Genomic DNA, 23,320 nt, shown 5'->3' on the forward strand with positions numbered 1-23,320 from the left:
ATAAAGGATATTATAAAAAACTTTCCTTATTTGCTTATGCAGATTTCTCTTTTCGTTTTCCTAGTAATAATAACCCGAGAACGAAATGAAATTTGTCGAAGTAATCCTTTAATCTGGTTTACTATACATAACAAACAAAGTCAAATTCGCCACCAAAACCTCTACCTGTTGTAAAAAAAGAAAAGCTGCACAAAAGAAACTCCTTGGAATAAAAACAGCATTAAGTCTGACCAGAATAATATAATATAGACTAAACAAGTAAAACTCTCCCCCTCCTTCATCACAAAAATCAAAGAGGTTAATTCCATCCCATTGCAAAATTGTAATAAAAGTTATATATATTTGAAGAAGCATAAAATAGTAGGGTTTAAAAACTGAATTCGTATACTGTGCTGCTAAAATTAACTTTACCAGGCGTACTATTTTAAAATGCCAGTTTTCAAAGGTTCTTCAATTTATTTTTAATAAATCTCATCTAGGTTATGAAAAATTTACTAATGCTTTTCAGTGCACTTTTAGCTTTTGCTTCCTGCTCAAAACAGACGTTAAAAAATAATGTTGCTATTACGGGAATAGATTCCACATTACGACCCGGTGATAATTTTTTTAAATATGTAAATGGAAAATGGTATGATTCGGTACCAATACCCACCTCCCAAACTGGAGTTGGTGCCTACATGTTTATGAATTACCCGCAACGGATACGCCTACAAGGAATATTGGATAATATTTCACAAAACAAGAATCCTATGGGGAGCCCGGAACAGAAAGTAGCTGATTTTTATGCCTCAGGTATGGATACTGTAAGGATCGACAAACGCACTTACGAACCTATTAAACCACTTTTAGCCAAAATTGAAACTATCAACGATATACCGTCCTTAATGAATTTTGTGGCGGGTGAAGTAAAAATGGACAACTCTTCAATTATAGCTTTTGGGGTATCACCTGATGATAAAAACAGCAGTATGAATATTGCACATACCTACCAAACAGGTATTGGTTTGCCTGACAGGGACTACTATTTCAAATCAGATTCATCAACTGTTGCCATACAAGAATCATACAAAAAATACCTTGCCACCTTATTTCAAAATACAGGCAGCAATGCCAAAGAGTCCAAAGAGAATGCTGATCTAGTCTACAATATTGACAAACAACTCGCCATTTCGCATAAAACAAAAGTGGAACTTCGAGATGTACAAGCTAATTATAATAAGATAGCTGTGACAGATCTTGTAAAAAGACATTCCAACATAGGCTGGGCTGCTTTGCTAGATAATTTAGGTGCTCAAACCGATTCTATTGATGTTGGCCAACCAGCTTATTATGATACCCTTGACATCCTTTTAAAAACTATTCCCATCAATAACTGGAAAGTTTACTTAAAAGCGAATACGATAGCAAGATATGCAGATGATTTAAGCAAAGCTTTCGTAAATGCCGCATTTGAGTACACTAAAGTACTTTCTGGTCAGGCAGTTCAAAAATCACGTGGCGAAAAGATGGCTAGTGCAGTGGACAATTACTTAGGCGAAGCCCTTGGACAATTGTATGTAAAGAAATATTTTTCGGAGGACGCCAAGAAACGGATGTTGGTCCTTGTGAACAATGTGCAAAAAGCCTATGCTGCCAGAATTGATAAGTTGGAATGGATGAGTGACGGTACAAAACAAAAAGCCAAAGAAAAATTGTTTGCCATCACCAAAAAAATAGGATATCCCGATAAATGGAAAGATTACAAAAATGTGCATATTGCAAGAGATACCTATTTTGAAAATGTCGTTTCGGCCGCTGCAGCTGGATATGAAAGCGAATTGGCAAAATTGGGCAAGCCTGTTGATAAGGCAGAATGGTATACAACTCCTTCAACGGTTACTGCATATAATAATCCTACTGCAAATGAGATTGTTTTTCCTGCAGGTATTTTACAAGCTCCATATTTTGATAATAGTGTAGATGATGCCCTTAACTATGGAGGTATTGGAATGGTAATAGGCCATGAAATAACCCATACTTTTGATGACCAAGGCGCACAATATGATAAGGAAGGGAACTTAAAAGACTGGTGGACCAAAGAGGATTATAAAAAGTTTAAATCAAGAATACAACAAGTTATCGATTTATACAGTACCTATACTGTATTAGATACTTTACACATTAAAGGCGAACTGACTGTTGGTGAAAATACGGCAGATATTGCGGGAATAGCGGTAGCCTATGATGCTTTTAAAATGACCCAACAAGGACAAGACACCAAAAAAATTGGAGGTTTTACTCCAGACCAACGCTTCTTTTTGTCTATTGCCAAAATATGGAGAGTAAAAATGAAAGACGAATACCTGCGCTTGTGGATCAATAATAATCCTCATTCCCCACCTGTTTGGCGTGTCAATGGTCCTCTAATGAATACCACTCCTTTTTATGAAGCATTTGATGTAAAACCTGAAGATAAAATGTTTTTGCCAATAAAGGACAGAATAATAATTTGGTAGTAATGCGACAACATCAAGGGATTTATTGAATCCCTAAGTACATGGCTGACAAAACACAAAAAATAGCTAGAGACTTCATAATACTATCTTGGCATTAATAAAAACTATAAATGGAAAACAGACCCAAAGTTGGTATTGGAGTAATTATAATTAAAGACAAGAAAATTCTCTTGGGCAAAAGAAAAAATGCCCATGGTGAAGGAAGCTGGTGCTACCCTGGTGGCCACTTAGAATTTGGGGAATCTTGGGAGGAATGCTCCCGTAGGGAAGTCTGGGAAGAAGTAGGAATTCAAATTAAAAATATTCGCTTTGGAACCATTACTAATGATATTTTTGAAAACGAACACAAACATTACATCACAATTAGCATGATCTCCAATTATGAGTCCGGCGAAGTAAAACTAAGGGAACCTGATAAATGCGACAAATGGGAATGGTTTGAATGGGATAATTTACCCTCGCCCCTTTTCTTACCAACAATCAACCAACTAAAAGAAGGATTTAATCCCTTTTAATGTCACACTGCAAAAGACAATTCCTTATCTAAATCAAAGAAAAGGGCTTGCTTTTTTCAAAACAAACCCTTTTAAACAACAAACAAACGGTGTGATACAATCGTAACATCCCCTTAAAACTCCGTTTGTAATGAGTGGCTATTTTACTTATAAAAACAATTCGTAGCGTTTGCAATGCAGCTCACTAAAAAGAGCCCCATTCCCGTGGAATAGCATTCCGCACCTATTCCAATTATTAGACAGTTAACGATCTTGCCCACCGCAGTCATAAAATTATATTCCAAATCCTTTCTATTTAATACACAAAAACGATTTTCTTCTCATTTCTCAACTCGCTACATTATCAAAACTAAACTAATAATCACTATCCAATAAAAGAATGAAAAAACTGCTTTACCTTTGAAACACTATAAATGTCCCTCTTTCATTAAAGTATAAATCCAAAATTAAAATGCCTGAAAAAATTAATGATAAGACTATTTTTTCGTTGCTGGAGGTAACTAACAGTATTAAAAAAACATTAGAACAAAGATATAAAAGTGCGTTTTGGATTAAAGCCGAAATGAACAAACTGAATCATTACAGTCAATCCGGTCATTGCTTTCCCGAAATAATAGAAAAAGTAAATGGTAAAATAATTGCGCAAATAAAAGCAACGTTATGGCGTGACGATTTCCAGAATATAAATCGCAATTTTCTGCGAATATTAAAAGAACCACTCAAGGATGGAATCAAAATTTTATTCCTTGCCAAAATATCCTTCGACCCTGCATTTGGTCTTTCACTCCAAATAATTGACATTGATCCACAATACACGTTAGGAGATCTAGAAAATGAAAAACGAGAAACAATCAAAAAGCTACAACTGGAGGGTATTTATGATAAAAACAAAAAATTACAACTCTCCTTTTTACCCCAACGAATTGCAATAATTTCGGTAGAAACCAGCAAAGGCTTTGGTGATTTTAAAGATGTAATTGATAAAAATTCTTGGAATTACAAGTTCTTCTATCTATTATTTCCATCCATACTACAAGGAGACAAAGCAGTTATCGGTATCCTTGCGCAATTAGAAAGAATTAAAAAAGTAATCCATCATTTCGATGCAGTCGCCATCATCAGAGGTGGCGGTGGTGATGTAGGGCTGTCTTGTTATAACAATTATGATTTGGCCAGAGCAATTACCCTATTTCCTATTCCAGTTATTACGGGTATCGGCCATGTCACAAATGAAACGGTTTGCGAAATGATTGCTCATACCAATGCAATAACACCAACTAAACTTGCCGAATACCTACTTCAAAAATTTCATAATTTTTCAGTTCCAATTCAAAAAGCTAAAGAAAAAATAGCGGACAAATCGAGAAGATTGCTAAACGAGGAAAATACAAAACTTGAATCAGAACTTAAATTGTTTCGTTCCATAACGGTTTCTATTTTGAACACCAATAAAAACCGAATTATAAATGCCAGCTATTCAATTCAGCAGCAATCACAATTTATAATAAAAAATAACCACGGAAAATTAAACGTAGTACAAGCCAAAACACGCATTGCAACTAAATTCAATCTGAATCAACTAAAAGTAGCTATAATTCATTTGCAAGGAAAATTAGAATTACAACCCATACTATATCTCAAAAATTCCGAACTTGCATTAGAAAACATAGAAAAAAACGTCCAAATCATGGATCCTATAAATGTTTTAAAAAGAGGTTTCAGCATCACGTATTCAAATGGTAAAGCTGTCAAAAATGTTTCCCAATTGGGAGAAGGCGTAGCAATAAATACAGTGCTTTTTAATGGTACAATAAACAGTACAATCACAAAAATCAACGAATAAAATGAAAGAAGAATTGAATTATACAAATGCTTTTGAGGAATTACAAGAAATTGTTACCGAAATAGAACAAGGAGAAATCTCTGTTGATGAACTCTCTGCAAAAGTAAAAAGAGCAACAGCACTAATTAAATTTTGCAAATTAAAATTAACCACTACAGAAGAGGATGTGAATGCAATTTTAAAAGAACTCGAAATTTAATAAATCGTGTTATGTGCCTAACATACAAGTATGGATTAAATAGTAGCAAAGGTGAATTCCCCTCTCGAGAGCGCTTGTCCCGTTTCTAGAACGGGAGGCTAGAGGTGTGTTGTTTTTTAAAATTCAAATATTCATTATGGGATACAGGCATCTTTGAACACAAAGAAATTACGCTCTAAGATTGTCTAAACACAAACACCTTATTTATAAATAAAATCAGGGCGCATTACAATATCATAATTGTAAATTGGCCACTAGATAGCAGAAACAGTCAAGATCAAATTTACAAAAGCGAAGGACATATTATAAATCAAGAATACGTAAATTCTGGTATACCTATTAGTAAAGTCAAATCCTCAAAGACGAAATCTGTTTAGTTGGAGTACTCAATACTGTTTTCAAAATATAAACCATGGCAAAATCAGAAGGAGAACACAAAAGGGTATCTCCAATATCAGATATAGTTAGAAAAGAGTAATCAAATACATATAGAAGTGTATTTCCCAATGCTACTGTTCTTTTGGAAACAAGTTCCATCTCATTTTTATTGAGCAAACCTAGACGCAATTACTTTGCAGCAATATTGGTCTGCTGAGTGATGAGGCACATCATCAACTGTTGACTTGTCATTTCCAATTAGAAAAAGAGATAGGACATTAATTTTTATTCACTATTTTTCTGATCAAGGATATTACCAGTGATGTTTTCCCAATTCCTGCAACTCCACCAAGCAGTATTAAACTAGACGATTGAAAACCTTTAGTTGTGGGATCCAGTTCCACAAATCCAGAAAGGGTTCTGCTAATCCTGTTTCCGCTTTTGGCAATAGTGCCCAGCCTTTCTTTTGAACTCGGAAGCAATTTCGCCTAAATCTTTATATTCTAAAAAATCCATAGTTTTTATTAGCACAGAAAAACGCGAGCGAATGCCAAAAAAAGGCAGAGTATAAAAATAATTACAACTTAAATTCTATTTCTTACAATCGTAAAAATAACGGAGATACATTTACCAACATCACATTTTGTTGATCCTGAAACTAATTATTTTTAGAAAACCTTTCGATTTCAAAAAGGGCATAAAAAAAAGTGATCTGTTGCCAGACCACTTTTTAAACAAATTATAAAATTTAAATTAAACTAAATCAAAACGGTCTAAGTTCATCACCTTTGTCCATGCTGCCACAAAGTCTTGGACAAATTTTTCTTGTCCATCATTGTAGCCATAAACTTCAGCTATGGCTCTTAATTCTGTGTTTGAACCAAAGATAAGATCTACACGAGTACCAATCCATTTTAATCCTGCTGTTGCGCGATCACTTCCTACAAATGCACTATCATCCTCAGAAACCGCTTTCCAAGTAGTTCCTAAATCAAGAAGATTCATGAAGAAATCGTTTGTAAGTGTTTCTGGACGTTTTGTAAAAACACCATTTTGTGACTGATCAAAATTGGTGTTTAGCACACGCATTCCACCAACAAGAACGGCCATTTCTGGAGCCGTTAAAGTTAATAATTGCGCTTTATCAACTAACATTTCTTCTGCGGATACTGTATATTTTGTCTTCACATAGTTTCGGAAACCATCTGCTTGAGGCTCAAGAACTGCAAATGATTCTACATCTGTTTGTTCTTGTGAAGCATCAGTTCGTCCTGCTGCAAATGGCACGATAACGGAATGACCAGCATTTAAGATGGCTTTTTCTATGGCCGCACTACCGCCTAAAACAATTAAATCAGCAATAGAAACTTGCTTATCGTTAGATTGAGCGCTGTTGAACTCATTTCTAATATTCTCAAGTTTGTTAAGTACTTTTTCTAGAAGTAGTGGGTTATTCACTTTCCAATCTTTTTGTGGCGCTAAACGAATACGTCCACCGTTTGCTCCGCCACGTTTATCAGATCCACGGAAAGTAGATGCTGATGCCCAAGCTGTTGACACTAATTCTGAAATAGACAAACCTGATGCTAAAATATTTTTCTTAAGTTCAGCAATATCTTGTTCATCAATTAATGTGTGAGTAACCGCTGGAACTGGATCTTGCCAAATTAGTTCTTCACTAGGTACTTCAGATCCTAAATAACGTGTTTTTGGCCCCATATCTCTGTGGGTAAGCTTGAACCATGCTTTTGCAAATGCAGCATCAAATTCGGCAGGATTTTCAAAGAAATGTCTTGAAATTTTCTCATAAACAGGATCTACTCTTAAGGAGATATCAGTGGTCAACATGAATGGTTGATGTGTTTTGGAAGGATCATGTGCATCTGGAACAGTGCCAGCACCTGCATCCCCTTTTGGTTTCCATTGATGAGCACCTGCTGGACTTTTAGTTAATTCCCATTCAAATCCAAATAAATTTTCAAAATAATTATTACTCCATTTTGTAGGTGTTGTTGTCCATGCTCCCTCAAGTCCGCTTGTGATTGTATCTCCTGCATTCCCTGTACCGAAGCTGTTTTTCCAACCTTTACTTTGCTCTTCAATAGGCGCGGCTGCAGGCTCTGGCCCCACATATTTGCTTGGATCTGCGGCACCATGGGTTTTGCCTAAAGTATGCCCACCAGCAATAAGGGCTACTGTTTCTTCATCATTCATTGCCATACGAGCAAAAGTCTCACGAATATCAATAGCTGCTAATAACGGGTCAGGAACGCCATCAGGTCCTTCGGGATTTACGTAAATAAGTCCCATTTGTACTGCGGCCAACGGGTTTTCTAGGTCGCGATCACCCGAATATCTGCTGTTTGGTTTGTCACTAGCTGCTAACCATTCTGTTTCAGATCCCCAATAAATATCTTCTTGAGGTTCCCATACATCAACACGACCTCCAGCAAAACCATAGGTTTCTAACCCGGCAGATTCAAGTGCGCAGTTTCCAGTAAGGATTATCAAGTCGGCCCATGAAATCTTCTTACCATATTTTTGTTTTATTGGCCATAACAACAATCTAGCTTTGTCTAGATTAGCATTATCAGGCCAACTGTTTAGTGGGGCAAATCGTTGCGTTCCAAAACCTGCTCCACCACGTCCATCAGCAATACGATATGTACCGGAACTATGCCATGCCATTCTGATAAAAAATGGTCCGTAATTACCATAATCAGCTGGCCACCAATCTTGAGAGGTTGTCATAACATCTAAAATATCTTTCTTTAAAACTTCTAAATCCAAAGAATTAAATTCGTCTGCATAATTAAAGGCCTCTCCCATAGGATTTGACATTAAAGAATTTTGTCGAAGGATGTTTAATTTTAACTGATTTGGCCACCAATCGCGGTTTACATTACCAGCTCCAGCACTTTGTTTTGCGACAACTCCGCCCGAAAAAGGACATTTACTTTCTCCATTAACGTTGTAGGAAGTTGCATGAGGATTTGTATTATTCTCCATAGTATGATTAATTTTTATTTGTTTTGAACAAAATTACCAAAAAAGGTTCTTACCAATATTTATTTTCTATAGATAAAAACTATAGTAGTTACTATATAAAAGTATCTGATAAATTTACTAAAATATTTATTCAAAACCCATTATTGCATCTGTAATAATATCCTGGTAATCAAAATTTTTATAATTCACCACACTTAAAACATCCTGTTCTTTTATAATTTCAGCATTTTACCAATATCAAATTGATCCCGGTAGAAAATGGTACTGGAATTATATTCTAATTTTTACGCTGGTATAGTTGGTATGAACTTAAAATAAATAATAATTTAAACCTAAAATTGAGTGGTCTTTCCTAATGTTAGCTGTAACTTTAACAAAAAAAACATGAATTCATTTGATGATAATAATCCAATCACTACCGATTGTGAGGCTTGGGTTGGAATTTTATACTCTTGCATTGCTGCTGATAACCAAATTACAGATTCGGAAACAGCAACGCTAACCAGAATATTACATTCAAAGGAAAAGTTTATCGGAATTGATATTGCTCCTCTCTATGCAAAATCTTTCAACTTAAAAATTGAAATGGGTCAATTAAAACATCTTTCTGCCTGTTGCAAATTGATCGAGGAAGAGTATAAAGAAACTGTTTTTGCACTTGCGTTAGAAGTTTTACTTGCTGATGGAAAATTGGAGAAAGAGGAAAAAAGTATCATCGAAATTTTATCAAACAGACTCAAAATAGAGGCCGGAATGACTAGTAAAATAATCGAGGTAATTTTCTTGAAAAATAAGGGAAATATTAAAGGAATATAAACTAATTGTACCATTAAATATAAATGCAATCACAATAATTTTTTGGTTTTTGACATGATAAAAAAAATATTTTGCTTCAAAAATTTATTTTTAAAAATAGATAATCTATTTATATTGAATTTATTATGTATTTTTAAACCTTAATAATAGGAATCAAAAAGCAACATAATTAAGGTCTTTTTGATTGCATTTAAAAGCATTGACTATCAAAAAGAAAATTAAAATAGTGAAGGAAAGTATTCAGGAAAGACTTCATCGGGAACCCATTATTACACATCCCAAACTGAAGTTTATCCCCAATTTTGTGCTCAATTTAATTAGTTGTGTTGTAGCAATACTAATAATAGGAACTTTACTGTATATGATATTGAATTTTTTAATACTACAATTTTATCATTTAAAGTAAAGCTGTATAAACGGTAAAAAAAAAGTATAAATATTCCTTTTTATCTTTTTAAACTTTCTTCTTACGATTGTATAATTACAATAAATTTCTCCTCTAATTTGTATCATAATCTCTAAATCATTCGCTTTAAAGAAATCAAAAATAATTTGCTACTATATTAATTTTCACAATTGAATTGTAAAAAAGGTCTTCCTTTATGGTTTCTGCAGCCTGATACTATTTTTAAACATTATTTTAAATTATTTACACCGTCATTTCGGTTTTTTATGAAGTAGAAGAGAACAAAAAATATTTTTAAAAACTATTTTTTACTCGTTACACACTTTTCGGTAGCGCTCCTCAAATTTCATTGTTTAAAAATTACAATCATAAAAGACCACAATTTTGAAATAAAGTATGGATTACTGTCACATATAGTGGTATAAAAAAATATTTTATAAAATTAATAACTTGCAAGCGGTATTTTTAGCAATAGTGCCTTATTTAGAATGCAAAAAACTCCAAATAGCAGAACAAATGACTACATTTTTTATGTTAAAAAAGCCTAAAAAAGAAGATCCTTGAAATTGCTGTCAATGTTGTATCGATGCAGTGGTGAAAGAATAAACAACAAAAATTGAAGATTTAATAAAATAATAAAACCTCGCTTTGTAAATATTCACGAGGTTTAAAATAAAATGTAGGTTACAAAATATAATCGGTATTGATGAAATTTGATTCTTTGCTTTTCAATAATTCTTGTAAAATAGCGTTGTTATAGGCATTGTCTTTAGAGGCTACAAAGGTTCTAATTGAGAAAGAACGCAAAGCATCGTGAATACTTAATGTTCCTACTGCTGAATCTTTTCGTCCTGTAAAAGGAAAAACATCCGGGCCTCTTTGACAAGAACTATTCAAGTTTACTCTACACACTAAATTTACTAAAGCATCAATAAGTGGTGCAATCGTTTTAATATCTTTTCCAAACAAACTCACCTGTTGCCCGTAATTAGATTCGGCCATATCGTTTAAAGGCTCTTGTATGTCTTTAAAAGAAATAATAGGAACTACGGGACCAAATTGTTCTTCGTGATACACGCGCATTTCTTTATTAACAGGAAATAAAACGGCAGGAAAGATGTAATTTGATAAATGCTGTCCTCCTTTTTCATTGATTATTGAAGCTCCTTTGCTGGTAGCATCATCAATTAATTCCTGAATGTATGCTGGTTTTTCTTTTTCCGGTAAAGGAGTCAGGAAAACAGCGGAATCCCAAGGATTTCCAAAAACTAATTCATCAACTTTAGCCGCAAAACGTTTGTTGAATTCATCTGCAATCGATTCGTGGACATACAATACTTTCAATGCGGTACATCGCTGTCCATTAAACGACAAAGAGCCCGCAATACATTCTTGAATGGCTAAATCTAGATCAGCATCCGGTAAAATGATAGCAGGATTTTTAGCTTCTAAACCCAAAATCAAACGCAATCTATTTTTATTAGGATGCTGATCTTGTAATGCTATAGCGGAGGTACTGTTTCCAATCAAGGCTAAAATAGCTACTTTTCCAGATTTCATTATGGGCGAAGCTACTTCTCGTCCGCGACCATATACAATATTAATAGCTCCTTTTGGAAAACTGCTTCTAAAAGCTTCTAATAATGGAGAAATTAACAGTACCCCATGTTTGGCTGGTTTAAAAATTACTGGATTACCCATAATTAAAGCAGGAATCAGTAACGAAAAAGTTTCGTTTAACGGGTAATTATAAGGTCCAAGACATAAGACAACGCCAAGCGGTCCTCTGCGAACCATAGCATTTACGCCCTGAACTTTAGAAAAATGGGCACTGCGACTGTTTAATTCCTTTAAGCTGTCAATAGTATCGTAGATATATTCTACGGTTCTGTCAAATTCTTTTTCAGAATCACCTAATGATTTTCCAATTTCCCACATCATTAGTTTAACTACCTCTTTACGAGTTGTTTTCATTTGAGCGACAAAGTTTTCCATACACTTTATTCGATCCGCCACTTTCATCGTAGGCCACAGTCCTTGTCCGTTATTATAGGCTATACTTGCCGAATCAACAGCTGCCATTGCTTCGGTTTCACCCATGAACGGGATCGAACCTAAAATAGTTGGGCCGTATTCTTCGGTAGAAGAAATCGTTGAAAAAACAGCGGTTGTCTGACCTTCCCATTTTTTTAACTCGCCATCCAATAAATAGGTGTCTTGATTTAATAATGTTGTAATTTGAAATTCTTCTGGTATTAAACTCATATTAAAGGATTTTATATTTTTACTTATAAGAAAGAAATGAGGTACTTACCTCTTCATATTTTATGGTTCGACAATTTGTCCTTCCCATTCTGTAATGCCACCAATTAAATTATATGTATTTTCAAAACCTAGCTGATTCATTATCTCACAAGCTTTTGCACTTCGCATTCCAGAGCGACAATACACATAATATTTTTTATTTTTGTCCAAAGTTTCTATTTCGTTTACAAAATCCTGACCGCTATGAATATCGATATTGATCGCATTTGCTATAAAACCTTCGCTAAATTCCTCTGCGGTTCTCACGTCCAGAATTACTGCATTTTCATCTGCTTCAAATTGAGAAACCCAATCTTCTTGTATTAAATTCATAATGATGTTTTTTGTAAAAATACAACGTTTTTATCAAACAAAAAATGCCCTAATTGTTAATTAGATAAAAATCACTATAAATCGTTTTCGCAAAACTATAGTGATCATTAAACTATAAATTCTCTTTTATTTTCAAAAAAACACAATCTACTATTTCTATAGGACAAACAGATAAGTTAAACACTTAGTCAAGTACTTGTGGGTCTTTTTAGTCTGGAAAAACAAGCTGTTTTTTGAAAATTTTAGACTACTTTTACCTTTCAAAATATTGAAAAAAAATTAAAAATGCTTGATCCAATAAAAAAAACCTTTACTACCTTTTCTACTGAATTAGCTAAAGATATTGATACTAATGCTACTATTCAATCCTTCAAAACGGGCGACATTATCATGCGTACCGGACAATATATAAAAAATACGGTATTGGTAATCAGCGGCAAAATAAAAATTTATCGCGAAGATGAAAATGGTGGTGAATTTTTTATGTACTATTTACAGCCCGGTCAGGCTTGCGCCATTTCTATGATTTGTGCCACGAAAAATGAAAAAAGCCAAATCATGGCTAAAGTTGTTGAAGATGTTGAACTATTCCTAGTGCCGCTACCACTAATGGACAAATGGATGATGCAGCACCGCAGCTGGTATGAATTTGTAATTGATACCTACAGAAGTCGGTTTGAAGAGGTGCTTGAGGTCATTGACAGCATTGCTTTCCGAGCTATGGATGAGCGATTGGAATTTTACTTAAAACGCCACGCAGACGTTTGCAATTGTAAAGAATTGAAGCTTTCGCATCAAGAAATTGCCTCTGAACTGAATACGTCAAGAGAAGTGATTTCCCGTTTATTGAAAAAAATGGAACAGCGTGGAATAGTTGCTTTACACCGGAATAATATTGAACTTTTAAAATAAATTTACTCACTTCATTAAGAAAAACACTTTTTATAAATACTTTTTTTTTCGATTGTAATTTTAATTAAACAGTACTAATAACTGTAATTCAACACTTTATATAATAATTTATAAAAAAATTCACTTTATAAATTGTACACTAAACTTTCTTTTTGATTATCTTTAGTATTGTTTATTTGTTTGATATTCAAAAACGGAAACTTACAATCCAAGTACTCATTTTTCTTAATCTAATAATAGTAATGTAACAATTGTCACTGTTTTTCCTAAATAACAGAAGTACATTTGTACTATACATTTAAAAATCGCAATCATGGAAATAGAACAAATATATACCGGATGTTTAGCACAAGGTGCTTACTACATCACTTCAAATGGTGAAGCTGCCATTATTGACCCGTTACGCGAAACTCAACCCTATCTAGACCGATTGGAAAGAGATAACGTGAAATTAAAATACATTTTCGAAACTCATTTTCATGCCGATTTTGTTTCCGGCCATGTCGATTTAAGTCGTCAAACCGGTGCTCCAATTGTTTATGGTCCAAATGCGACCTGTGAATTTGATTGCATTTCTGCAAAAGACGGACAGGAATTCACCATTGGAAACATCAAAATAAAAGTATTGCACACTCCGGGACACACGATGGAAAGCTCAACTTTTTTATTGATTGATGAAAACGGAAAAGATCATGCTATTTTCTCAGGAGATACTTTATTTATAGGCGATGTGGGGAGACCGGATTTAGCACAAAAAGCGGCACACATGACACAAGAACAACTGGCAGCTACCCTATTTCATTCGTTACGAGATAAAATTATGACTTTGGCAGATGATGTTATCGTTTACCCGGCTCACGGCGCAGGAAGTGCCTGTGGGAAAAACATGAGCAAGGAAACCGTTTCAACCATTGGCGACCAAAAAGCAACTAATTACGCGTTGCGTGCGAATATGACAGAAGCCGAATTTGTACAAGAAGTGACCGAAGGTTTATTGCCTCCACCTGCTTATTTTGGTATGAATGTGGCCATGAATAAAAAAGGATATGACAGTTTCGAAAACGTTCTGAATTTAGGAATGCGTGCGCTTTCTCCTTCAGAATTTGAAGTGGCTGCGGAAGAGACTGGAGCTTTACTATTAGACACTCGAAAAAACGGAGATTTTGCCAAAGGATTTATTCCGCAGTCTGTAAATATTGGAATTGATGGTGATTTTGCTCCATGGGTAGGCGCTTTAATAGCCGATGTCCAACAACCAATGCTGATTATTTGTGAACCGGGACAAGAGGAAGAAACTGTTACCCGATTGAGTCGTGTAGGTTTTGACAACTTGATTGGTCATTTAGCAGGTGGTTTTGATGCTTGGGCAAAAGCCGGAAAGGAGATTGATACCGTAAACAGAATTTCAGCTGAACAATTTGCCAAGGAAGTGAAAATTGGCGAAAGCAAAATAATTGATATTCGTAAAGAAAGTGAATACTGCGCAGAGCATGTTGAGGAATCCTACAGCAAACCATTAGCGGCTATTAATGAATGGATCAAAGATATTAATCCAAAAGAACATTTTTACCTGCATTGCGCCGGCGGATACCGCAGTATGATTGCGGCTTCGATTCTGGAAGCGCGTGGTTTTAGAAATTTTACTGAAATTGAAGGCGGTTTTAATGCTATTGCAAAAACGGATGTTCCTAAAACCGATTTCGTTTGCCAAAGTAAAGTTTTGAAATAATTAGTAACCAAATAAAAAGTATACAATGAAAAAAAACATGGGTTCAACAGACAAAATTATCCGCATCGCCATAGCAATACTCATTGCGATATTGTATTTTACTAATATCATCAGCGGTACACTTGCACTTGTTTTAGGAGCATTTGCAGTTATTTTTATAATCACCAGTTTTGTGAGCTTTTGTCCATTGTATTCCCCATTTGGAATTTCAACCCGAAAAAAAATATAAAATGTCCGATTTAAAATGTTGTGTTGTTTCCTGCGATAGACCGCTAGATTCAGCCTATTGGGAAGCGCAATATGAAGCCAAAACTACCGGCTGGGATTTAGGCCAGGTTTCACCGCCCATAAAAGCTTACATGGATACGGTTGACAATAAAAAAAGCCGTATTTTAATTCCAGGTTGCGGCAACAGCTATGAAGCAGAATATCTTCTGAAGCAAGGATTTTCGAACATTACCGTTATCGATATTGCACCAACACCAGTTGGAGTTTTAAAAGAAAAATTCAAAAAAAATCCTAATATTCAGATTGTTTTAGGTGATTTCTTTGAACATCAGGGAAAATACGATTTAATTATAGAGCAAACTTTTTTCTGCGCTTTGCCTCCAACAATGCGTCAAAAATACGTGTGGAAAATGCATCAACTTCTAGCTGAAGAAGGAATTCTGGCAGGATTGCTATTCAATAGAATGTTTGAATCCGGACCTCCTTTTGGAGGAAGCAAAGAAGAATATGAAAAACATTTTGCAGCTGCTTTTGATTTTACAAAAATGAATATATCTGAAAATTCAATTACACCAAGAGCGAATTCAGAGTTATTTATCGAATTGAATAAGAACAGTCAGGTTGGTGTAAACTTATATGAATTGGAAGGCATTACGTGTACCGATTGCATGGAAACCATCACTAAAAAAATATTGGCAATCGACGGTGTTTTAAATGTAAGTATCAGCAGTAATTATGCTGAAGTTTTAATAGTCAGTAAAAATGAAATTGAAACCGATATATTGAAAGATGTTATTACTTGCGATGAAAAGTATACCATCAAAAAAATAAAAAACTAAATTCAGATTACTTTTTAGAGAAAAAAATGAAAACATTATTATTCACCAATTGGCATATTATGCGCTGGGTTCGCCTGGTGTTTGCCCTATTTTTATTTGCACAAGCCTATATTTTGAAAGAATGGATGTTCATTGGTTTTGGACTGTTTTTCTTCGTTCAAGTAATTTTCAATTTTGGTTGTGGTGTAAATGGTTGCAGTATTCCTAACACTAAATACAACAAAAATGAGTAATTTCGATACCATTATCCAATCCGAAAAACCGGTTTTGATAGACTTTTTTGCCACTTGGTGCGGTCCTTGCAAAACGCTTGGTCCCATTTTGAAACAAGTAAAAGACAGTCTAGGAGACCGCATTTCCATTATTAAAATTGATGTAGATAAAAACCAGCAGATTTCAAGTCAATATCAAGTTCGTGGCGTTCCTACAATGATTTTGTTTCAAAACGGAAAACAATTGTGGAGACAATCTGGCGTTTTGAGTAAGGAAGAAATCATTAAAACTATTTTAGAAAAAAGCAATAAATAATCACAATAGCAACAATCCAGAAAACTTTTGTTGTCGTTTTTGCACTTGTATTTTTTCAAGAATTGTAATAGTAATCTGTTTCAAATTTTTAAAACTAAACCAATCTTTAATTCATTTATTAAGATAGAAAAATAAATCCAAACTGTTATTTTCCTATCTTGGTAATCACTATGGAAAAGCCACGCCAATACAGACTTTCAAAATCTGAATCTTTATTTGTAAGAGGACCTTTGACCCGCATAAACAATTTACTTTTTATTTTTAAAGTACTTTATAACTTCATCAGAGCGTTTCAAAAAATGCATTTTATTGGTCCTTGTGTCACCGTTTTTGGTTCTGCTCGTTTTGGTCCGGATACGGCGCATTATAAAAGTGCAGAACGCATTGGTGCCGAAATAGCAAAATTAGGATTTACCGTAATGACGGGTGGCGGACCTGGAATCATGGAAGCAGCAAATAAAGGTGCTTACGAAGCTGGCGGTTATTCTGTGGGTACAAATATTGTTCTTTCCATAGAACAGAAACCAAATCCCTATCTTCATAAATGGATTTATATTCCTTATTTTTTTGTAAGAAAAGTGATTCTTATAAAATACTCCTATGCTTTTGTAGTAATGCCAGGAGGAATGGGAACTTTGGATGAATTATTTGAAGCATTGACTTTAATTCAAAATAAAATCATCAACAATTTTCCCATTGTAATTTTTGATTCTATCTATCATAAAGAATTGTGTCATCACATTCAAAAAATGGTAGATAATGAAAGTATTAGCTCAGAAGACATGAAACTCTTGTTTGTAACAGACTCTGTTGATGATTTAATTGATCATATCAATAAGAATGCAATCAAAAAATTTGGTTTAAAAAAACAGGTCTTCAAACCTAAATGGTGGCTTGGTGAGAAATAGAACTAATTTATTAGCTTTCTTCAAAATTCTGTCTTTACATAATTTAATTATTTTCATTAGACGGTTCTTTTTTTAACCATTTGTATAAAACTTCTTCTAAGTTGCGTCTTATTATTGGTTTTGCCACATAATCATCCATTCCGGATTCTAAGCATTTTTCTTTTTCACCCAACATTATTCCTGCAGTTAAAGCAATTATAGGAATATTATTATATTTTTTTAAATGCTTAATCTCGGCTGTTGTTTGATACCCATTTTTATGTGGCATTTGTATGTCCATTAAGATTAGATCTAGCTTTTCTTTTTTGTACATTTTAATTGCTTTCTCACCATCGGATGCTTCTAATACGATACAGCCAGGAAGGATTGATTTGAGTAATGTTTTGACTAATAACATATTGATCTTGTTGTCCTCGACTACCAATATTTTTTTTCCTACACAGTCTTCTGCTGAAATTACTTTAATTTCTACTTCTTTTTTGACACTTTCATTTTCTAAAGTAGGCTTAAAATTGGATCTCTCCAAAGCAACGGTGAAGAAAAACTCACTTCCAATTCCGTAAGTGCTTTTTAGTTCTAATTTGCTGTCCATTAGACCTAAAAGCTGATTAGAAATAGCTAATCCCAAGCCTGTTCCCCCAAATTTCCTAGTAATTGAACTATCTTCTTGGATAAAGGAATGGAATATTTTTTCTTGATTTTCCTTTTTGATACCAATACCAGTATCTTTTACAGAAAAATGTAAGTTAGAGTATTTTTCGTTTTCTATATTGATGGTGCTAGTAATTTTCAATTGTACTGATCCAGTTTTAGTGAATTTTAGTGCATTTCCAATTAAATTTACCAATATTTGTTTTAGTCTGATTGAATCTACAAAAATATAATTAGGTACCGTTGTATCAATATGTAATGCAAGATCAATTTTATTCAAATCTGCATGGTATTTGAAAATATCAACCACATGGTGAGTCAATTCAAAAAGATTCACTTCCTCTATATTCAATTCTAATTTACCAGACTCAATTTTAGAAAAATCTAAGATATTATTAATAATTTCGATTAATATTGTTGCTGATTCATTAACAATATTCATATATTCAGTTTGATTGTGATTTAAATGACTTTTCATCAACAAATCAGTAAAACCAATAATTCCATTCAAAGGAGTTCTAATTTCATGACTCATATTAGTAAGAAAACTAGATTTTGCTTTATTAGCTGCTTCGGCTTGTTCTTTGGCGTTTGTCAATTCTATTTGCAATTTTTTTAATTCCGTTATCTCTATGAAACTCATCACCACTTCGGCAATTGAGCCATAACTATTAAAGACTGGGAAGCCATTCAATAAAACCCAATTGAAAGAGAGACTTTCTGGTTTTTGAATTCCAATAATGAAATTCTTTAATGCTTTTTTAGTATTGATAATTTGATTTACCGGATAACTTTCTACCGGCAGTATATTGTAATCTTCTTTGATAAATTTCCAAGTTGGATTAAGGCTTTGCTTTTCTATAATTTGTTCTTTACTCAAACCGATGAGTGCAGATGCTTTAGGATTCGAAAAATTGATAGAAGTATCCCTATTGTGCAAAATTATGCCTACATCAAGATTATCTAATAAATAACGGTATCGCTGCTCACTTTCTCTCAATGCGGTTTCTGTCAATTTAAGTTGTGTAATATCTACTGCGGTAATCAACGCCTCCTTTTTATTTTCAGAAAGGATTCCGGTTAGGTAAATATTTATGGTTTTGCAATTTTCCAAAAGTAAATTAACTTCACAACATTCCTTTTCGTCAACGGTAAAAACCTGTTCTAAAAAACGATTAAATACTAATTTAGTATCATTAGAAATATAAAAACCAAAGGGACTATCTATTAACTTTGACCTTTCTTTGTTTAGTAACTGTGATCCTGCAAGATTTAATTCTATTATTTTTCCTGAACTATTTAATGTAAAATAACCCGTAGGAGCAAAATCATACAATTCTGTATATTTTTGAATGGCAATTTCTGCTTGCTCTTTTGCATAAATAAGTTCTTCTTTTTGCATTTCCAACTCTATCTGATGAACTTCTAATTCATGGATAAGTTTTAAAGCTTCCACTTCTGAAATTTTAGACTTCGCTGATAAATTTTTTTTATGTTGCAATTCTTCAGCTCTTTGTCTGAGAATTACTTTATTTTCTAAATCACTCACATTATTTCTCATCAGTTTTACTTTTAAATGCAACAATTTAATTTGCTTTACTTGAAAAAAACACATCACTTGTATTTATTTCAACATACTGGATACTATAATTTCAAACTTTGATTCAATTAATTCACCTCAAATCTGAAAAGGTATTACTCTTTTTTTATTCTTTTATTTCGTGAATATAAAATTGAATGTTTTTTTGTTCTCCAATAAAATAAACAGAACTGATTAATTCAATATTAATTCTCTTTTTAGTAGCGGTTTCAATTTCGTTATATACCGCAGTAAACAACTTTGTTTGACTTAATTCCGTAAATTTATTTTTATTAATTATGTTGTTTTTAAAAAAGTCAACTGTCCAAATTTCTTTTCCTATAAAATTTTCTGCAGCGAAACCAGTCAAATCAGTAAAAAATGGATTTATGGCATTTATCTTGCCCGTTAAACCATCAATAAATAAAATCCCATCTTTAACAGATTCAAATAAGTGTTTATATCTGTTTTCGGCATTAACCAATGCTTCTTGAACAAAAATACGATCTGAAATATCCCGAATAATACACTGAATTACTTTTTTATTATTTACTAAATATACATTACTTACAAATTCAACATTTATTTTTTTTCCTAAAGCCGTTTCAAGAGGTAAATTTTCATAACGGACAAATTCGTTTTTTTGTAATTCTAAAAACTTATCTTTATTAGCCACTATATCTTTTAAGGAACCAATTTCCCAAATGGCTTTCTCAATAAATTGTTCATGTGAGTAGCCTAACATATCAACAAGAAATGGATTCACATCGATTATCATTCCCGTATCAGAATTCAGAATTAAAATTCCGTCTTTGGCGGATTCAAAAAGACGTCGGTATTGATTTTCCGTTTTTAGCGATTCTTCAGCTTGTTTCGCTGCAGTAATATCCGTAAATGTAATTACGAGCCCATCAATACGGTCGTCCAAAGTACGATAAGGCATGATGCGGACAAAATAAAACCTGCCGTCATGCGTGGCAACTTCCTTCCCAATAGAAGTTAATGTTCTAATAACATCAAGTGCGTCACTGACCATATCCGGATATTTCAAATCGCAAACCAAATCCGTAAATGGCCGGCCGGTATCCATCATTCTTAGTTTAAATATTTTAGTGACCGGATCAGTATACCTGCGGATATTTAATTCTTTATCTAGAAAAAGTGTAGCTATTTCTGTGCTGTTTAGCAGGTTTTTCATGTCATTATTAGCCTGCTCAAAATCGATTAATTTGCTTTGAAGTTCTGTATTAACCGTTTGCAATTCCTCGTTTAAGCTCTGAAGCTCTTCTTTTGAAGTTGTCAGTTCTTCATTAGTGGACTGCAATTCTTCGTTGGTGGATTGCAGCTCTTCATTGGTAGATTTGAGTTCTTCCTGCGAAGTTTGCATCTCTTCTCGAATGCTATTTAAATCCTCATTGCACTGCACTAGTTCAATTTCGAGTTCTTTTTGTCGGCCGGAAACATGTAATGTCTTCTGTTTTAATGTATTCGTGTCTAGTTCTACAATAGCTGGAACATCCATGAATACTAATAAAATCATTCCTTTTATAGCCTCGGGACTTTCAATTTGTTGCACGGTTACATTTACAAAATGAAAACCTCCATTTTCAACTATTTTAATATTATGCAGTTTTATTGGATCAAAGCTAAGCAACGCTTTGCGAAAAGCCGCTGGTAATTCATTTCGTAACCCATCTCGAGCCATTACATGTATATTCCAGTTCGCTTTTCCTGCGACAGGTTCTAAATATTTTCCTGTCCTTCCGGTGATATAAATAATATCTCCTTTTTTATTAACCAATAAACTTGCAGGTGAAAAACGTTGAAGGACAATTTGATCAGTGAGGGTTTGTATGTTTTCAACAACCTTAGTTTCCTTCATAATATCAGTAGTTAATCTTTTTGTTTGGAGAAAAGAACTTGGAAAATTTGTAAATTCGGGCATTACAGATTTCGAAGTACGTTTAAAAAATTTTAATTTAGAATCTAGTACTTCAAATCCTTTGATTGTGCTTCCTATTGTTTCAGCAGTACCAAGAACCATAATTCCTCCTGGATTGAGGCTATAGTTAAATAACATTATCAATTTATTTTGCAACTGTGGTTCCATGTAAATTAACATATTGCGACACGTCAATATATCCAATTTTGTAAAAGGTGGATCTTTTATCACATCATGAGATGCAAAAACGATCGTTTCACGAATACTAGTGCTAACCCTGAATCCAACTTTTTCAGTATAAAAAAACTTTTTGATCCGCTCAGGTGAAACATCTGCTGTTATTTCCGTTGAAAAAATTCCTTTTCTAGCTTTCTCGATGGCTGATGTATCTAAATCAGTTGCAAATATTTGTAATTTAATGTTTTTTTGCTTTCCAATTTTTTCCATGGCTTCTTCAAAAACTATAGCCAGCGAATAGGCTTCTTCACCAGTAGAACAAGCTGACACCCATGCCCGGATGGTCTTTCCATCTGGGGTTTCTCTCAATAATTGAGGAATAATTTCTTCTTTTAATTTTTCCCAAACAGCGGTGTCTCTAAAAAAACTAGTTACTCCAATTAGTAATTCTCTAAATAATAATTCAATTTCTTTTGGATTTTCTTGTAAAAAGCGAACATAACTTTCAATTTTATCAATTTGATGAATATCTTTTCTTCGTTCAATACGGCGCATTAACGTATTTTTCTTGTACATAGAAAAATCATGGCCGCAATGTTCTCGTAATAATATAATAATCTTATCAATACTACTTTTACTTTTGTTGATTAATTCAACATCCATAGTCTTGATCGGTAGAGAATGTTTTAATAAAGAAAGTAATTTGGCTGGTAATTCCTCTACTGTTGCAACAATGTCAACTGCAACAGCATCTATCGCATTCCTAGGCATGCTATCAAATTTTGCCGACGAGGGATCTTGAACAAGTGCTATACCATTTTTTTCTTTTATAGCTTTAAGGCCTAAACTTCCGTCAGAACCCATTCCCGAAAGGATGATTCCAACACTTTTATCAAGTTGATCTACTGCTAAGGACTTAAAAAAAAGATCAATTGGCAGGCGTAAACCACGAGACTCAACAGGGTCAAATAAATGTAATTTCCCATTCAGCAGGGATAAGCTTTTGTTAGGTGGAATTACGTAGACCGTATTTTGTTGAACAGCAAGAGCATCCGTAGCTTGAAAAACCTGCATTTTTGTCATTCTTTGTAATAATTCAGGCATAAACCCAATGCGAGTTGGATCTAAATGTTGAATAACTACAAATGAAAGACCTATATTAATGGGCATATTTTTAAAAAACAGTTCTAACGCTTCCAGACCACCTGCTGAGGCGCCTATACCAATAATTTGAAATTCACTAGTGTTTACCTTCAAAAAGCTTGAATTGAGTTTTACATCTAAAACTTCGTCTTCGTTGCGGCTGATTTGACCATTTTTTATCATCAGAAATTTATAATTTTTACAGTTTAATAGTAAAACATGATGCTCTCCATATTTGTGTGTAGAAAGCTAAATATTTAACATTTGTTTAATTTTTACATACAAAACAGAATCGTTAAATATCTTTTATTATTCATTATTAACGACAAAAAAAACATTTATTACAACAAAATTTATACTTTACACCAAAAAAAATATTAATTAGT

Annotated in this window: 19 protein-coding genes; 12 read left to right on the top strand and 7 right to left on the bottom strand. The window is 33.6% G+C overall.

All coding sequences use genetic code 11. The annotated features are described in order from the left end of the window. The first annotated feature begins 482 nt into the window (after window positions 1-482). The 4 genes from ACEN2F_RS01600 to xseB all read left to right on the top strand — a co-directional run bounded on the left by ACEN2F_RS01600 (window position 483) and on the right by xseB (window position 5,052). Entirely contained in the window at window positions 483-2,495 is a 2,013-nt protein-coding gene (locus ACEN2F_RS01600; protein WP_441735175.1) for a M13 family metallopeptidase, read from the top strand. 110 nt (window positions 2,496-2,605) lie between these two features. Next, on the top strand, window positions 2,606-3,010 hold the full coding sequence (locus tag ACEN2F_RS01605) for a nucleotide triphosphate diphosphatase NUDT15 (protein ID WP_441735178.1): 405 nt from the start codon (window positions 2,606-2,608) through the stop codon (window positions 3,008-3,010). A gap of 451 nt (window positions 3,011-3,461) precedes the next feature. Continuing rightward, complete coding sequence (gene xseA / locus ACEN2F_RS01610) at window positions 3,462-4,853, top strand: exodeoxyribonuclease VII large subunit (RefSeq protein WP_441735181.1); 1,392 nt, start codon at window positions 3,462-3,464, stop codon at window positions 4,851-4,853. A 1-nt stretch (window position 4,854) separates the two neighbouring features. Further along, on the top strand, window positions 4,855-5,052 hold the full coding sequence (gene xseB, locus ACEN2F_RS01615; RefSeq protein ID WP_441735184.1) for an exodeoxyribonuclease VII small subunit: 198 nt from the start codon (window positions 4,855-4,857) through the stop codon (window positions 5,050-5,052). Between the two features lie 348 nt (window positions 5,053-5,400). Here the strand turns inward: xseB and ACEN2F_RS01620 are convergent, their stop codons facing one another. From ACEN2F_RS01620 to katG, 3 genes are all read right to left on the bottom strand, one after another. Next, the gene (locus ACEN2F_RS01620) at window positions 5,401-5,589 is read right to left on the bottom strand and encodes a hypothetical protein (protein WP_441735186.1); all 189 of its coding nucleotides are present in this window, start codon (window positions 5,587-5,589) and stop codon (window positions 5,401-5,403) included. Between the two features lie 119 nt (window positions 5,590-5,708). Further along, window positions 5,709-5,834 (bottom strand): DnaB-like helicase C-terminal domain-containing protein, encoded by a 126-nt coding sequence (locus ACEN2F_RS01625; RefSeq protein ID WP_441735930.1) that lies wholly within the window; start codon window positions 5,832-5,834, stop codon window positions 5,709-5,711. Window positions 5,835-6,183: 349 nt separating this feature from the next. Then, entirely contained in the window at window positions 6,184-8,439 is a 2,256-nt protein-coding gene (gene katG / locus ACEN2F_RS01630; protein ID WP_441735189.1) for a catalase/peroxidase HPI, read from the bottom strand. Window positions 8,440-8,823: 384 nt separating this feature from the next. Between katG and ACEN2F_RS01635 the strand changes: the two genes are divergently transcribed. Next, window positions 8,824-9,255, top strand: coding sequence for a tellurite resistance TerB family protein (locus ACEN2F_RS01635; protein WP_441735192.1), 432 nt, complete (start codon window positions 8,824-8,826; stop codon window positions 9,253-9,255). Between the two features lie 1,090 nt (window positions 9,256-10,345). On the opposite strand, the gene ACEN2F_RS01640 is transcribed toward ACEN2F_RS01635, so the two are convergent. Beyond that, window positions 10,346-11,926, bottom strand: a complete 1,581-nt coding sequence (locus ACEN2F_RS01640) for an NADP-dependent glyceraldehyde-3-phosphate dehydrogenase (protein ID WP_441735194.1) — start codon at window positions 11,924-11,926, stop codon at window positions 10,346-10,348. Window positions 11,927-11,986: 60 nt separating this feature from the next. Then, entirely contained in the window at window positions 11,987-12,298 is a 312-nt protein-coding gene (locus tag ACEN2F_RS01645) for a rhodanese-like domain-containing protein (RefSeq protein ID WP_441735196.1), read from the bottom strand. Window positions 12,299-12,583: 285 nt separating this feature from the next. On the opposite strand from ACEN2F_RS01645, the gene ACEN2F_RS01650 reads away from it, so the two are divergent. From ACEN2F_RS01650 to ACEN2F_RS01680, 7 genes are all read left to right on the top strand, one after another. After that, entirely contained in the window at window positions 12,584-13,210 is a 627-nt protein-coding gene (locus ACEN2F_RS01650; protein ID WP_441735198.1) for a Crp/Fnr family transcriptional regulator, read from the top strand. Window positions 13,211-13,523: 313 nt separating this feature from the next. Continuing rightward, a complete protein-coding gene (locus tag ACEN2F_RS01655; RefSeq protein WP_441735201.1) occupies window positions 13,524-14,939 on the top strand; it encodes an MBL fold metallo-hydrolase in 1,416 nt (471 codons plus the stop codon). Window positions 14,940-14,964: 25 nt separating this feature from the next. Beyond that, a complete protein-coding gene (locus ACEN2F_RS01660) occupies window positions 14,965-15,168 on the top strand; it encodes a YgaP family membrane protein (protein WP_441735204.1) in 204 nt (67 codons plus the stop codon). Window position 15,169: 1 nt separating this feature from the next. After that, window positions 15,170-16,006: a methyltransferase domain-containing protein gene (locus ACEN2F_RS01665; protein WP_441735206.1), complete on the top strand. Its 837-nt coding sequence runs from the start codon at window positions 15,170-15,172 to the stop codon at window positions 16,004-16,006. Between the two features lie 26 nt (window positions 16,007-16,032). Further along, window positions 16,033-16,239 carry a hypothetical protein gene (locus ACEN2F_RS01670; RefSeq protein WP_441735209.1) on the top strand — a complete coding sequence of 69 codons (207 nt, stop codon included), beginning with the start codon at window positions 16,033-16,035 and terminating at the stop codon, window positions 16,237-16,239. Beyond that, complete coding sequence (gene trxA / locus ACEN2F_RS01675; RefSeq protein WP_441735210.1) at window positions 16,232-16,534, top strand: thioredoxin; 303 nt, start codon at window positions 16,232-16,234, stop codon at window positions 16,532-16,534. The genes ACEN2F_RS01670 and trxA overlap by 8 nt, the downstream gene beginning before the upstream one ends. Before the next feature lie 170 nt (window positions 16,535-16,704). After that, window positions 16,705-17,442, top strand: a complete 738-nt coding sequence (locus ACEN2F_RS01680) for a TIGR00730 family Rossman fold protein (RefSeq protein WP_441735213.1) — start codon at window positions 16,705-16,707, stop codon at window positions 17,440-17,442. Between the two features lie 43 nt (window positions 17,443-17,485). On the opposite strand, the gene ACEN2F_RS01685 is transcribed toward ACEN2F_RS01680, so the two are convergent. Then, the gene (locus tag ACEN2F_RS01685) at window positions 17,486-19,654 is read right to left on the bottom strand and encodes a response regulator (protein WP_441735215.1); all 2,169 of its coding nucleotides are present in this window, start codon (window positions 19,652-19,654) and stop codon (window positions 17,486-17,488) included. Window positions 19,655-19,799: 145 nt separating this feature from the next. Beyond that, on the bottom strand, window positions 19,800-23,117 hold the full coding sequence (locus ACEN2F_RS01690) for a chemotaxis protein CheB (protein WP_441735216.1): 3,318 nt from the start codon (window positions 23,115-23,117) through the stop codon (window positions 19,800-19,802). Window positions 23,118-23,320: the final 203 nt, after the last annotated feature.

This window comes from Flavobacterium sp. W20_MBD1_R3 (genome assembly GCF_052119725.1).
GTDB lineage: Bacteria > Bacteroidota > Bacteroidia > Flavobacteriales > Flavobacteriaceae > Flavobacterium.

Coding starts and splice junctions, on each gene's coding strand:
- ACEN2F_RS01600 (WP_441735175.1), top strand. CDS start 483: ATGAAAAATTTACTAATGCTTTTCAGTGCACTTTTAGCTTTTGCTTCC.
- ACEN2F_RS01605 (WP_441735178.1), top strand. CDS start 2,606: ATGGAAAACAGACCCAAAGTTGGTATTGGAGTAATTATAATTAAAGAC.
- xseA (WP_441735181.1), top strand. CDS start 3,462: ATGCCTGAAAAAATTAATGATAAGACTATTTTTTCGTTGCTGGAGGTA.
- xseB (WP_441735184.1), top strand. CDS start 4,855: ATGAAAGAAGAATTGAATTATACAAATGCTTTTGAGGAATTACAAGAA.
- ACEN2F_RS01620 (WP_441735186.1), bottom strand. CDS start 5,589: ATGGAACTTGTTTCCAAAAGAACAGTAGCATTGGGAAATACACTTCTA.
- katG (WP_441735189.1), bottom strand. CDS start 8,439: ATGGAGAATAATACAAATCCTCATGCAACTTCCTACAACGTTAATGGA.
- ACEN2F_RS01635 (WP_441735192.1), top strand. CDS start 8,824: ATGAATTCATTTGATGATAATAATCCAATCACTACCGATTGTGAGGCT.
- ACEN2F_RS01640 (WP_441735194.1), bottom strand. CDS start 11,926: ATGAGTTTAATACCAGAAGAATTTCAAATTACAACATTATTAAATCAA.
- ACEN2F_RS01645 (WP_441735196.1), bottom strand. CDS start 12,298: ATGAATTTAATACAAGAAGATTGGGTTTCTCAATTTGAAGCAGATGAA.
- ACEN2F_RS01650 (WP_441735198.1), top strand. CDS start 12,584: ATGCTTGATCCAATAAAAAAAACCTTTACTACCTTTTCTACTGAATTA.
- ACEN2F_RS01655 (WP_441735201.1), top strand. CDS start 13,524: ATGGAAATAGAACAAATATATACCGGATGTTTAGCACAAGGTGCTTAC.
- ACEN2F_RS01660 (WP_441735204.1), top strand. CDS start 14,965: ATGAAAAAAAACATGGGTTCAACAGACAAAATTATCCGCATCGCCATA.
- ACEN2F_RS01665 (WP_441735206.1), top strand. CDS start 15,170: ATGTCCGATTTAAAATGTTGTGTTGTTTCCTGCGATAGACCGCTAGAT.
- ACEN2F_RS01670 (WP_441735209.1), top strand. CDS start 16,033: ATGAAAACATTATTATTCACCAATTGGCATATTATGCGCTGGGTTCGC.
- trxA (WP_441735210.1), top strand. CDS start 16,232: ATGAGTAATTTCGATACCATTATCCAATCCGAAAAACCGGTTTTGATA.
- ACEN2F_RS01680 (WP_441735213.1), top strand. CDS start 16,705: ATGGAAAAGCCACGCCAATACAGACTTTCAAAATCTGAATCTTTATTT.
- ACEN2F_RS01685 (WP_441735215.1), bottom strand. CDS start 19,654: ATGAGAAATAATGTGAGTGATTTAGAAAATAAAGTAATTCTCAGACAA.
- ACEN2F_RS01690 (WP_441735216.1), bottom strand. CDS start 23,117: ATGATAAAAAATGGTCAAATCAGCCGCAACGAAGACGAAGTTTTAGAT.